Here is a 12,453-nt window from a genome sequence, read left to right on the forward strand (position 1 = left end):
TTCAGCCGGAGAGGGTCAGCGTGCGCTGGATCCGCTCGGCGGCCGCGCGCAGGCGGTGCGCGGACCGCTCGATGCGGCCCAGCCGCGCCGGCCGGCAGGAGACCGCGAGGGCGCCGGTCACCGCGCCCGACGCGTCCGTCACCGGGACGGCCGCGCAGCCGGTGCCGAGCGCGTACTCCTCGCGGTCGAGCAGCAGGCCGCCCGGCGTCCGCAGGGAGCGCAGCAGCAGGGCCGGCTCGGTGATGGTGTGCGGGGTCAGGTCGACCAGCGGGTGCCGGGACAGGTAGTCGCGGCGGCGCTCCTCGCTGAGCTGGCTCAGCACGCACTTGCCGATCGCGGTGGCGTGCGCGGCGTCCTCGAACCCGATCGAGAGGTCGACGCGCGGCGTGCGGGGGCCGTCGGCGATGTCGATGAGGCGGATCTCGTCGTCCACCTGCATGCCGAAGTAGGCGGCGGCGCCGAGGTCGTCGCGCAGGGCGGTGAGGGAGGGCCGGAGCCGGGCGAGCAGCTGCTGCGCCCGGCTCTGCCCGTGCAGGGTGCCGACGCGCTCGCCGAGCACCCAGACGCCGTCCGGGAGGCGGGTCGCGTAGCCCTCGTGGGCGAGGGTGCGCAGCAGGTGGTAGGTGGTGGCGAGCGGGAGCCGCGCCTCCCGGGCGAGCTGCTTGGCGGGCGCCCCGCCGGGATGCGACGCCACCGCCTCCATCAGATGGAGGGCACGCTGCACGGAGGCGATGAGAGTCGGTTTGCGTGACTCGCCCATGACGCGCGGTGCACCCTTCTCGTCCGATCTGGTCGAGCCTTCGGCGCTGTCCGTGTCCATTGGATCACTTCCCGGCGGCGGACGCCCGGAGTTTCCCCATGCGGTCACGGGAAATGCGGTCACCATGAGTCAGCAGACGCATACGCATGTCGACGAGCGGACGGCCCGGAAGGTCGCCGAAGAGGCGCGGGAGAGCGAGTGGCGGCTGCCGAGCTTCGGCAAGCAGCTGTTCCTCGGCGACTTCCGGCTGGACCTGATCCACCCGCATCCGCGTCCGGATGCCGAGCAGCGGCGCAAGGGCGAGGACTTCCTCGCCCGGCTCACCGAGTTCTGCGCCACCCGGATCGACCCGGCGCTGATCGAGCGGGAGGCGCGCATCCCGGACGAGGTCATCGCCGGGCTGCGCGACCTCGGGGCGCTCGGCATGAAGGTCCCGGAGAAGTACGGCGGGCTCGGCCTCAGCCAGTACTACTACGGCCGCGCGCTGATGGTCGTCGGCTCGGTGAGCGGGGCGCTCGGCGCGCTGCTGTCGGCGCACCAGTCCATCGGCGTCCCGCAGCCGGTCAAGCTGTTCGGCACCCGGGAGCAGAAGGACGAGTGGCTGCCGCGCTGCGCCCGGCAGATCAGCGCCTTCCTGCTCACCGAGCCCGACGTCGGCTCGGACCCGGCCCGGCTGCGCGCCACCGCCGTCCCGGACGGCGACGACTACCTGCTCAACGGCGTCAAGCTGTGGACGACGAACGGCGTCGTCGCCGACCTCGTCGTGGTGATGGCGCGCGTGCCGAAGTCGGCCGGGCACCGCGGCGGGATCTCCGCGTTCGTCGTGGACATGAGCACGCCGGGCATCACGGTCGAGAACCGCAACGCGTTCATGGGGCTGCGCGGCATCGAGAACGGCGTGACCCGGTTCCACGACGTCCGCGTCCCGAAGGCGAACCTGATCGGCACGGAGGGCGCCGGGCTGAAGATCGCGCTGACGACGCTGAACACCGGGCGGCTGTCGCTGCCCGCGGTGTGCGCGGCGAGCGGCAAGTGGGCCGCCCGGATCGCCCGCGAGTGGTCGCGCGAGCGGGTGCAGTGGGGCCGCCCGGTCGGCGAGCACGAGGCGGTGTCCCGCAAGGTCGCGTTCATCGCCGCGACCGCGTACGCGATGGAGGCGATGCACGACCTGTCGAGCCGGCTGGCCGACGACGAGCGGAACGACATCCGGATCGAGGCGGCGCTGGCGAAGCTGTGGTCGTCGGAGATGGCGTGCCGCGTCGCGGACGACCTGATGCAGCTGCGCGGCGGCCGCGGCTACGAGACCGCGGAGTCGCTCGCGGCGCGCGGCGAGCGCGGCGTGCCGGTGGAGCAGCTCGTCCGCGACCTGCGCATCAACCGGATCTTCGAGGGCTCCACCGAGATCATGCACCTGCTCATCGCCCGCGAGGCGGTGGACGCGCACCTGTCGGCGGCCGGCGGCGTCATCGACCCGGACGCCTCGCCCGCGCGCCGGGCGCGGGCCGCGGCGAAGGCCGGCGGGTTCTACGCGCGCTGGCTGCCGACGCTCGTCACCGGCGCCGGGCAGCGGCCGAACTCCTACGCCGAGTTCGGGGTGCTCGCGCGGCACCTGCGGTACGTGGAGCGGGCGTCCCGCAAGCTGGCCCGGTCGGTCTTCTACGCGGCCGGTCGCTGGCAGGGCGGCCTGGAGCGCAAGCAGGGGTTCCTCGGCCGGATGGTCGACATCGGCGCCGAGCTGTTCGCGATGAGCGCGGTGTGCGTCCGCGCCCACGCCGACGCGTCCGGTGAGAGCGGCCTCTCGGACGGGGCGCCCGGAAAGTCGGCGCTGCTGCTCGCCGACGCGTTCTGCAAGCAGGCGCGGGTCCGCGTGGACGAGCTGTTCGACGGGCTGTGGCGCAACACCGACGCGATGGACGCGAAGCTGGCGCGGGCCGTGCTCGCCGGCGACTTCGCGTGGCTGGAGCAGGGCGTCCTCGACCCGTCGATCCCGGGCCCGTGGATCGCGCCGTCCGAGCCGGGGCCGAGCACGAAGGAGACCGTGCACCGGACGATCGGCTGAATCCGGTATCGCAGCCGGATCCGGCTTCGCAGTTGGATCCGGCTTCGCAGTTGGATCCGGCTTCGCAGTTGGATCCGGCTTCGCGGTTGGATCCGGTGCGCGCCGACCAGGCGACACGCCGTCCGGGCGCCCGCCATCGCGGTCACTGACGGACGCCCGGCGTGCACGCATGGGTAGACTGACCCGATCCTTCGCGCCAGAGATCGGCCGGCCCCGAGCAGGCCGGGACACGGATCCGGCGAACGAGAAGCCGAACGCCAACGCACCCAGCGAGCGGGAAGTATGCAGTCACCTGGTCAGAAGAAGTCCATCGCGGGCAGCCTCCTCGGCCTGCTCGGCAGCGCCCCGAAGAAGGGCGCCCCGGCCGCCGGGCCCGCGCCGCACGTGAACGCCGACGGGGACGTCGTCCAGCCCGCCGCCGGGGAGGGCGCGCTGGAGAACCACCTCGGCGGGGACGAGGCCCGCAACTACCGCAAGTACGAGTACGAGACCGTCGCCCCGCACGTGGGCCGGTCGATGCTGGAGGTCGGCTCCGGCCTCGGGCACTTCTCCGAGCAGTTCGCGGGGCGGCTCGACTACCTCGTCGTCAGCGACAACGACCCGTACTGCGTCGGCGAGCTGCGCGGCCGCTACGACGGCAACGACGACGTCGAGGTCATCGACCTGGCGCTGCCCGCCGAGATCAAGATCCGGCGCAAGGTCGACACGGTCGTCATGATGAACGTGCTGGAGCACATCAAGGACGACGTGCAGGCGCTGCGCGACCTCGCCGCCGTCACCGAGCCCGGCGGCCGCATCGTCATCTGGGTGCCCGGCTACATGCAGCTCTACGGCGACTTCGACCGCAAGGTCGGGCACGTCACCCGGTACACGCCGCAGACGCTGGAGGCGTCGGTCCGGGAGGCGGGGCTCGTCCCCGAGGTGCTCAAGCCCATCAACTTCCTCGGCGGCATCGCCTGGTGGTTCGCGGTCCGCCGCGGCGGCGCCGGCTACCCCGACCCGCGGCTGGTCAAGATCTACGACCGGACGGTCGTGCCGGTCACCCGCACCATCGAACGCTTCGTCCGCCCGCCGTTCGGGCAGACGGTGTTCTGCGTCGCGCGCGTCCCGCGCTGACGCGCCGCGCCGGCGCGCCGCGCCGGCGCATGCCGCACTGACGCGGGCCGCGTGCCCGCGGGCGATGGTGCCGGGTCACGGAACGCGGCTCGGCACCGTCGCTTTTTTCTGTCGCTCCCCAAGGCATGTCTCGCGCGCCGCCGGGGGCCCCGGACCACCACACTGGACAGTGGCCGGACGGGTCACGGGCCGTCTCTCCGGACGGTGGAGCACCGCCTGCTTCCGCGGGCCGTACCCCGGCCGGCCGGCCACGATGTTCCCGTGTGGTCCGACGGTTCGGGGCGGGGGATCCGGGAGGGGAGGTCCCCCGCCACCGAATCACGAGCCGGAGTCACGGGCTGGGAACACGGGGCGGGAACACGGGCTGGGAACACGGGCCCGCTGCGCGTCAGGCGGGGGTCTTCGGCGCGGCGAACAGCCGCAGCCGGTGCGCGGTCGCGGCGGCCTCGCCGCGGTTCGCGACCTCCAGCTTGCCGAGGATGTTCGACACGTGGACGCTCGCCGTCTTCACGGAGATGAACAGGGCCTCGGCGATGTCGCGGTTGCTGCGGCCCTCCGCCACCAGCCGCAGCACCTCGAACTCGCGGGGCGTCAGCCCGAGCGGCCCGGACGCGTCGCCGCGGCGCGGCGACCGGACCCGGCGCCTCAGTTCGGCGATGTCGGCGGCGAGCAGCGGCGCCCGCAGCTCGTCGGCGAGCGCGGCGGCGGTGCCCAGCGCGTCCGACGCCGCCTCGTGGTCGCCGCTCGCGAGCAGCGCCTCCGCGTACCGGAGCAGGGAGCGGGCCCGCGCGTAGGGGTTGGCGAGCTCCTCCCACGCGGCGGCGGCCTCCTGCCAGGCGGCCGGGTCGAGGACGCCGCGGGCGCGGGCGGCCTCGGCGGCGAACGTGCGGCGGTAGGCGCGCTGCAGCGGCCCGCTCGCGCCCAGCCCGGCGGCCCGCTCCTCGATCCGGGCCAGCTCGCCGGCCGCGGCGTCGCCCAGCCAGGCGCACGCGGCGGCCCCCGCGACGAGTACCGGCCAGGCATAGCGCGCGTCGTCGGGCATGCCCGCCTGCTCCAGGACGGGCCGGACCGCGTCCAGCGCGGCGGCGGGACGCCCCTCGGCCAGCGCGAGGTTCGCCTCCAGCCACAGCGTGGCGAAGTAGTCCTGCGTCTTCAGCCACTCGGCCTTCAGCTTCTTGATGTCGCGGGACGTCGCGAGCCGCTCCCGCGCGGTCGCGAGGTCGCCGCGGGCCAGCGCCACCCAGCCGGTCAGGACGAGCAGCGACGTCCGGGTGGTGATGGCCGGGTCCTGCGCGAGCGCGTAATTCATCTCGGCCATGGCCTCGTCCCACCGGCCGAGCGAGACCAGCGGCTCGGCCTGGTTGATGCACAGGAACGTGCCCTGGGTGCGGGCCACCCCGTACTCGCGGGCCAGCTCCTTGCCGCGCGCCGCGACCGCGGCGGCCTCGGCGTGCCGGCCGGCGCCCTCCAGGAAATGCGACTTGATCACGTAGTAGCGCAGCAGCACCTGGTGGTTGCCGGAGCGCCGCGCGGTCGCCTCGATCTCGGCGAGGCCGGCGTCGTTCTCGTAGTCGGTGTCGGCGCAGTACCGGGTGATGAGCGCCTCCGCCTCCGCGAGCGGGTCGCCGAGCCGGCGCGCGACCGACAGGGACTCCTCCGCCGCGTCGCGGGCCGCGCCGATCTCGGTGGTGACGCGCACGTAGTTGCCGAGCATCGACAGCGCCCGCGCGCGCAGCACGGTCGGCGGCTCGGCGGGCAGCGCCCGGATGGCGGCGCGCAGGTCGTCGACGAAGCCGGGCCGCGCCATCTGGTACCGCATCCGGGCGCGCAGCACGAGGAGCGTCGCCCAGCACTCGTCGTCGCGCTCGCCGCCGGCGGCCTCGACCTCCTTGAGCGCGGCGGTGACGAGCTTGATGCCGCGGTCGTACTCCCCGGCGAGGTCGGCGGCGGTCGCGGCGTCCATGAGCACCTTGACGAAGTCGGCCTCGATGCGCTCCACGGCGTCGGGGACGAGGTCCCAGAGCGTGAGGACGCGTTCGAGCATCGCCAGGCACTCGGCGTGGGCGAGCGCCTTGCGGGCCTCACCGGCGGCGCGCCAGGCCGCGACCAGCGCCCACGTGCTGTCGTGGGCCTGCTTCCAGTGGTAGCTCAGCTCGACCCACAGCCGCCCGGCGGAGACCAGGGACGGGTTCTGCTCCAGGGTCTCGGCGTAGCGCTTGTGCAGGCGGGTGTGCTCGCCCGGCAGCAGGTCGTCGTGGATGGCCTCGCGGATCAGCGCGTGCCGGAACGCGTACCCGTCGCCGTCCACGACCAGGACGTTGGCGGCGACGGCGGGCCGCAGGACGCGGGTCAGCGCGGCGTCGCCGAGCCCGGTCACGGCGGCGAGCAGCGCGTGCTCGATGCGGGTGCTGCTGCCGCTCGCGTCCCGCAGGACGTCCTGCGTCTCGTCGGGGAGCCGCTGCACCCCGGCGAGCAGCAGGTCGCGCAGCGACTCGGGCAGCTCGCACGCCAGCCCGCCGTCGTCGTCGAGCAGCGCCTCGATGAACAGCGGGTTGCCCTCGCTGCGCGCCTCGATCCGCTCGACGAGGCCGGGCGGCGGGTCCTGGCCGAGCAGCTCGGCGACGAGGGCGGACACGTCGGCGCGGCTCAGCTTGCCGAGGTCGGTGCGGCGGACCCGGTCGAGCCGCTCCAGCCCGGCGAGGAGCTGCCGCAGCGGATGGGTGCGGTGCAGCTCGTCCGTCCGGTAGGTCAGCACGACCAGCACCGGGCCGCGGCCGAGGTTGCGCACGAGGAAGGCCAGCAGGTCGCGGGTGGAGCGGTCGGCCCAGTGGGCGTCCTCGATGACGAGCACGACGGGGCCGCGCTCGGCGAGCCGCTCCAGCAGCGACAGCACGACCTCGAACAGCCGGGCGCGCTCCTCGCCGGACGCGGCGTCGGACTCCGGCTCGCCGAACTCCGGCAGCAGCCGGGCGAGGCCGCCGGTGTCGCCGCGCGGGACGAGCGCCGCGACGCCGTCGATGCCGATCTCCCGGACGAGGCCGCGCAGCACGGTGGTGAACGGCGCGAACGGCAGGCCGTCGGAGCCGAGCTCCAAGCAGCCTCCGACCAGGACCTTCGCCTCGCCCGCCACGGACCGGGCGAACTCCTTGACCAGGCGCGTCTTGCCCAGCCCGGCGTCGCCGCCGACGAGGACGGCGCCGGGGGCGTCGGCGAGGGCGTCCCGCAGGGCCGCCAGCTCCACCGCCCGGCCGACCAAAGCAGGACATATGCCACGCGCGTTCACGCACCCAGCATGCCAAAAAGGGCGGACGATCCCACCCGAATTTCAGCCCGTGAGACGCCAGGTCTCGCCCCGGTGCTCGTCGGCCTCGGGTGCGGCCCCGCCCTTGACCGGCGGGTGCACGGTCGTCCGGACAGGCCCTTCTTCCTGCACTTTCCGGTGCGCGAAGTGGTCGAGCGCGAGCATCTCCGCGTGGGAGAGGAGGGGCGCGACGGGGGCGCCGGCCGCGGTCAGCCGCTCGACGGCCTCGTCCCGCGTGAGCTTCGCCACGGCCGCGCTGACCGCCCCGTCCAGCTCGGCGATGCGCCCCAGCCGCTCGGCGAACGGGACGCCGGCGTGCTCCTCGATCCCCAGCGCGCGGCAGGTCGCCGCCCACAGCCGCTCCTCCGACACCACGCCCAGCGTGATCTTGCGGCCGTCCCGCGTCGGGTAGACGCCGTAGCCGGGGACGGGGCCGGCGCCCGAGCTGCGCGTCGCCGCCGGGACGGTACCGGTCCAGTGCGCCAGGACGTCCGCCATGCCGAGGTCGATGCGGTCCCCGATCCCGGTGGCGCGGGCCGCCAGCACCGCCGCGGTGATCGCGAACGCGGCCATCGTGGCGGCCGCCATGTCCGCGAGGGGCAGGTCGTCGGCCTCCGGGGAGACGGCGTCCGGGGGCAGCGCGGCGGCGTAGGCCCGGTAGTTGATGTCGTGGCCGGGGACGTCCGCCAGCGGCCCGTCCGCCCCGTAGCCGGAGATCGAGCAGTAGACGAGCCGCGGGTTGAGCGCGCGGAGCGCCTCGTGGCCGGCGCCCAGGCGGTCGGCCACGCCGGGCCGGAACCCCTCGACGACGACCTCGGCGTCCGCGGCGAGCCGCGCCAGCTCCGCGCGGCCGTCCGCGGACTTCAGGTCGAGGACGACGCTGCGCTTGTTCCGGTTGAGGACGTCGAAGTGGTCGCGGAACATCCGCATCGGCTCCCCGCCCGGCGGCTCCACCTTGATCACGTCCGCGCCCAACTGGGCGAGCAGCTGCGTGGCGTACGGGCCGGGCCGCCACATCGTCAGGTCGAGGACGCGCAGTCCGTCCAGCGGCGCCATGGGGCTCCTCTCGCGCGGGGTCGTCGCGATCACCGTGCCGGGTGCCGCCGGGCAGCGTCAAGCGAGCGCTTGGTCGCCGTTGACGGGCCGTCCGATCGGGGTAAGGCTGGCCGGGAGGTGGTCACCGATGCGGTTCTCACTCTTCTACGAGCACCAGCTGCCGCGGCCCTGGCTGGACGGGCAGGAGCAGCGGCTCTACCAGGACGCGCTGGACCAGGTGGAGATCGCCGACCGGGTCGGCTTCGACTGCGTCTGGGAGGTCGAGCACCACTTCCTGGAGGAGTACTCGCACTCGTCCGCGCCGGAGGTGTTCCTCGCCGCCGCGTCGCAGCGGACGAAGCGGATCCGGCTCGGGCACGGGATCGTCCAGATGCCGCCCGCGGTGAACCACCCCGCGCGGATCGCCGAGCGCATCGCGACGCTCGACCTCGTCTCCAACGGCCGGGTCGAGTTCGGGACGGGCGAGTCCAGTTCGAGCGCCGAGCTCGGCGGGTTCGGGGTGCGGCGCACCGAGAAGCGCGCCCAGTGGCAGGACGCCGTCGACGCCGTCACCCGGATGTTCGTCGAGGAGCCCTTCGCCGGCTGGTCGTCCGACCACGTCCGGATGCCGCCCCGCAACGTGCTGCCGAAGCCGGTCCAGAAGCCGCACCCGCCGCTGTGGGTGGCGTGCTCGCGCCGGGAGACGATCGAGTTCGCGGCCCGCAACGGCGTCGGCGCCCTGTCGTTCTCCTTCGTCGAACCCGAGGACGCCGGCAAGTGGGTCGACGAGTACTACCGCATCATCGCCTCCGAGGAGTGCGTCCCGGCGGGCTTCGCGGTGAACCCGAACGTGACCGTCGTCCTGCCGATGATGCTGCACGAGGACGAGGCCACCGCGATCGACCGCGGCATCGACGGCGCGCACTTCTTCGCGTTCGCCCTCGCGCACTACTACGGCCCGACACCGCACGACCCGGGCCGGACGAACGTCTGGGAGGAGTTCCAGGCCCACCGCGACGCGCGCGGCCTCTCCCGCGAGCAGATCATCGCCGGCGCCGGGACCCTCAACGTCAACATCGGCTCGCTGCGCGGCGCCGTCGGCACGCCCGCGCAGGTCATCGACCTGATCCGGCGGTACGAGTCGGCGGGCGTCGACCAGATCGCGTTCGTCCTGCAGTCGGGGCCGAACCGGCACGAGCACATCTGCGAGTCGCTCGAACTGTTCGGCACGGCCGTCCTGCCGCACTTCACCGAGGGCCGCGAGGAGCGCGAGGCGGCCAAGGCGGAGCGGCTCGCCCCCGCGATCGAGGCGGCGCTCGCCCGCCGCACCCCGGCCCGGACGGCGCCGCCCGGCTACCGCATCGACGAGGACGCGGAGGTCGCCCGCGCGCACCGGTCCCGGCGGCCGCTCCGCGAGGACGTCCGCGCCGCGAGCCGCCGCCGGTTCCGGCAGGGCTTCTACCGGCTCGTCCACGGCCGGACCGACGAGCAGATCGAACGCCGCTTCGGCCCGAGCGCGCAGCGCCTCTTCTTCGCGGGCATGGCCCGCGCCTACGACCCGTCCGCGGCCGGCGGCTTCACCGGCGAGCTGGAGTTCCGCCTGACCCGCACCACCTGGACGCTCGTCCTCGGCAAGTCCAGAGCCCGCGCCCACCCGGGCCCGGCGGACGACCCGTCCCTCACCCTCACGGTGAAGACGGCGGACTTCCTGCGGATCATCGCCGGCGACGCCAACCCGGCGACGCTCCTCATGGACGGCCGCCTGGAACTGCGCGGCGACTACGACCTGGCGCCGCGGCTCAGCGAGATGTTCGGCGGCCCGTCCCCGTACTGACCGCGAAGTACAGACCGCGAAGTACTGACCGCGAATGCTCAGTGGTGGCCGTAGTCCCCCGATGACCACGGCCACCACATAGTCAGACGTCCACACCCCCCGCGAGAGTTCGCGCTCCCCCGAAAAACCTCGATCACATTCACCCGCGATGCCTTACCGTCGCGTGGTGTTCTCCCTCCAGGAACCCCCACTGTTCACGCGTCTGAAGAAGGCCCGCCGCATTCTCGTCGCGGGCGCGGGCGGCGGCTTCGACGTCTACGCGGGTCTTCCCTTAGCCCTCGCCCTCCAGGCGGACGGAAAGGACGTCCACCTGGCCAACCTGTCGTTCAGCGCCCTGTACGGGCTTCCGTCCGACACCTGGGTGGAACAGAACGTCGCCGCCGTGGCCCCCGAGACTCCCGGCCGCGACGACTACTTCCCCGAAGGCGCGCTGGCGCGGTGGCTCGACCTGCACGGCCTGCCTTCGACCGTCTACGCGTTCCCGAAGGTCGGCGTCGAGCCGCTCCGCGAGGCGTACCGGTACCTGGCCGACCGGCTCGGGCTGGACGCGATCGTCCTCGTGGACGGCGGCACCGACATCTTCATGCGCGGCGACGAGGCCGGCCTCGGCACCCCGGTGGAGGACATGGCGAGCCTCGCCGCCGTCCACGGCCTGGACGTCCCCGAGAAGATCGTCGTCTCCCTGGGCTTCGGCGTCGACGCCTACCACGGCGTCAGCCACTCCCTCGTCCTGGAGAACCTCGCGGCCCTGACCGCCGACGGCTCCTACCTGGGCGCGCTGTCCATCCCCCGCGACAGCCGCGAGGCGGCGCTCTACCTGGACGCCGTCGAGTTCGCGCAGGCGGCGTCGCCCATGCGCCCGAGCATCGTGAACGGCTCGATCGCCGCCGCCGTCCAGGGCCGGTTCGGCGACGTCCACGTCACGTCCCGGACGCGCGGCAGCGAACTGTTCATCAACCCGCTGATGGCGGTGTACTTCGCGGTCGACCTGGACGGCCTGGCCCGCCGCTCCCTCTACCTCGACCGCCTTGAGGGCACCCGGCTCATGCGCCAGATCGCCTCGATCATCGACGGGTTCCGGTACGAGGTCCGCGCGCGGCCGCCCCGGCAGTACCCGCACTGAGCTACGGCCTGATCGACGGGCGGCCGGCGATGAGGTCGCCGAGCCGGTCGCCGAGCCGCTGCACGGGCCGCCGGTACCGGCGCTCGCGCACCTGCGCCCGCCGCTCCTTGCGCGACCCCGGCCGGTACCTGCGCCGCGCCCACGGCGACCCGGGCCGGGCCAGCCGCACGGCCCCGACGAGCCCGACGAGCCCGACGATGCCGACGAACAGGCCGAGGAGGCCCGTCCAGAGCTTGCCCTTGAGCAGCGAGACCACGGCCAGGCACAGGTTGAACGCGATGGCGACGACGATCACCCAGAGCGCGTCCCCTGCCACGTCGTCCACGCCCAGGGGCTTCAGACCCAGCAGAAGGAGGCCGCACAGCGCGATCGTGATGAACACGACCTCGACCGACAGGCGGCCCTGCTCGCTCCAGTAGACGTCCTCCAGGTGCAGGACGAGCGCGAACTCGTCCAGGACCAGGGCCGTCCCGATCCCGAACACGGACGCGGAGGCCACCGCCGGCCAGGACGAGTCGTCCTGGACGAGGAGCCCGGTCACCCCGCCGACGCACATGAACACCAGACCGAACACGACGTGGTGGATGTGCTGCCCGCCCGGCGTCACGTTGCCGGGCCACCACCGCACCTGCCGCCGGATCATCCGCACGCTGAACCGGATGAACAGGAACCCCGCGATGAAGGCCAGCAGGAAGCAGAACAGCCGGAGCCGCCCGGTGTCCGAGATCTCCCGCGTGAACCAGTCCCCCACGGGAGGAACCTTCCCCGCCCGGAGCGAAGCTCACTTTCAGCCCGACGGGCGGAACCGGGTTCTCAGGAGCGCCCACACGGTCTTCCCCTCGAACTCCGCCCGGACGCCGTGCTCCTTGGAGAGGAATTCGACAATCCCCAGACCCCAGCCGCCGGGATCGGGAGCCTCGTCGGGCACCGGCGTTTCCGGCATCGAGAGGTCCGGCGCCGTCCCCTTCGGACGCACCGGCGACGTGTCCCAGACCTCCACCCGAAGGCCGTCCTCGGCCAGCGCCAGCCGCAACGACACCGGCCGGCCCCGCGTGGCGCGCACGGCATTGGTGAGCAGCTCAGAAGCCACCAGGACGGCGTCCTGCACGGTCTCCTCCGCCACCCCCCACTGACCCTTTTTCATCCTCGGGTGACCTCGTAGTTCTGTAGGACGGCGATGGCCTTGACCAGGTGGCCGGCCTTGCTGGGGCTGCAGCGGAGCTTG

The 12,453-nt window shown here is 73.5% G+C and carries 9 protein-coding genes; 4 read left to right on the top strand and 5 right to left on the bottom strand.

Annotated features, from left to right (window positions below; genetic code table 11):
• Nucleotide 1: 1 nt before the first annotated feature.
• Nucleotides 2-724 (bottom strand): IclR family transcriptional regulator, encoded by a 723-nt coding sequence (locus CHF16_RS17710; protein ID WP_245868706.1) that lies wholly within the window; start codon nt 722-724, stop codon nt 2-4.
• A 160-nt stretch (nt 725-884) separates the two neighbouring features.
• Between CHF16_RS17710 and CHF16_RS17715 the strand changes: the two genes are divergently transcribed.
• Nucleotides 885-2,819 carry an acyl-CoA dehydrogenase family protein gene (locus CHF16_RS17715; RefSeq protein WP_089327148.1) on the top strand — a complete coding sequence of 645 codons (1,935 nt, stop codon included), beginning with the start codon at nt 885-887 and terminating at the stop codon, nt 2,817-2,819.
• Between the two features lie 282 nt (nt 2,820-3,101).
• The gene (locus CHF16_RS17720; RefSeq protein WP_089327149.1) at nt 3,102-3,935 is read left to right on the top strand and encodes a class I SAM-dependent methyltransferase; all 834 of its coding nucleotides are present in this window, start codon (nt 3,102-3,104) and stop codon (nt 3,933-3,935) included.
• A gap of 388 nt (nt 3,936-4,323) precedes the next feature.
• Here CHF16_RS17720 and CHF16_RS41875 read toward each other — a convergent pair whose 3' ends face one another.
• Both CHF16_RS41875 and CHF16_RS17730 read right to left on the bottom strand, forming a co-directional pair.
• On the bottom strand, nt 4,324-7,218 hold the full coding sequence (locus tag CHF16_RS41875; RefSeq protein ID WP_089327150.1) for a helix-turn-helix transcriptional regulator: 2,895 nt from the start codon (nt 7,216-7,218) through the stop codon (nt 4,324-4,326).
• A gap of 42 nt (nt 7,219-7,260) precedes the next feature.
• Nucleotides 7,261-8,292 carry a CaiB/BaiF CoA transferase family protein gene (locus tag CHF16_RS17730; RefSeq protein ID WP_089327151.1) on the bottom strand — a complete coding sequence of 344 codons (1,032 nt, stop codon included), beginning with the start codon at nt 8,290-8,292 and terminating at the stop codon, nt 7,261-7,263.
• Between the two features lie 127 nt (nt 8,293-8,419).
• Here CHF16_RS17730 and CHF16_RS17735 point away from each other — a divergent pair, with 127 nt between their 5' ends.
• Complete coding sequence (locus CHF16_RS17735; RefSeq protein ID WP_089327152.1) at nt 8,420-10,105, top strand: LLM class flavin-dependent oxidoreductase; 1,686 nt, start codon at nt 8,420-8,422, stop codon at nt 10,103-10,105.
• A gap of 148 nt (nt 10,106-10,253) precedes the next feature.
• Entirely contained in the window at nt 10,254-11,228 is a 975-nt protein-coding gene (locus CHF16_RS17740; protein WP_218826708.1) for a DUF1152 domain-containing protein, read from the top strand.
• A gap of 1 nt (nt 11,229) precedes the next feature.
• On the opposite strand, the gene CHF16_RS17745 is transcribed toward CHF16_RS17740, so the two are convergent.
• Together CHF16_RS17745 and CHF16_RS17750 are read right to left on the bottom strand one after the other, a co-directional pair.
• Nucleotides 11,230-11,979: a hypothetical protein gene (locus CHF16_RS17745; RefSeq protein ID WP_089327153.1), complete on the bottom strand. Its 750-nt coding sequence runs from the start codon at nt 11,977-11,979 to the stop codon at nt 11,230-11,232.
• Nucleotides 11,980-12,015: 36 nt separating this feature from the next.
• A complete protein-coding gene (locus CHF16_RS17750; protein ID WP_218826709.1) occupies nt 12,016-12,351 on the bottom strand; it encodes an ATP-binding protein in 336 nt (111 codons plus the stop codon).
• Nucleotides 12,352-12,453 lie beyond the last annotated feature (102 nt).

Source organism: Actinomadura meyerae, assembly GCF_900188445.1.
Classification (GTDB): domain Bacteria; phylum Actinomycetota; class Actinomycetes; order Streptosporangiales; family Streptosporangiaceae; genus Spirillospora; species Spirillospora meyerae.

Coding starts and splice junctions, on each gene's coding strand:
- CHF16_RS17715 (WP_089327148.1), top strand. CDS start 885: ATGAGTCAGCAGACGCATACGCATGTCGACGAGCGGACGGCCCGGAAG.
- CHF16_RS17720 (WP_089327149.1), top strand. CDS start 3,102: ATGCAGTCACCTGGTCAGAAGAAGTCCATCGCGGGCAGCCTCCTCGGC.
- CHF16_RS17730 (WP_089327151.1), bottom strand. CDS start 8,292: ATGGCGCCGCTGGACGGACTGCGCGTCCTCGACCTGACGATGTGGCGG.
- CHF16_RS17735 (WP_089327152.1), top strand. CDS start 8,420: ATGCGGTTCTCACTCTTCTACGAGCACCAGCTGCCGCGGCCCTGGCTG.
- CHF16_RS17740 (WP_218826708.1), top strand. CDS start 10,254: ATGCCTTACCGTCGCGTGGTGTTCTCCCTCCAGGAACCCCCACTGTTC.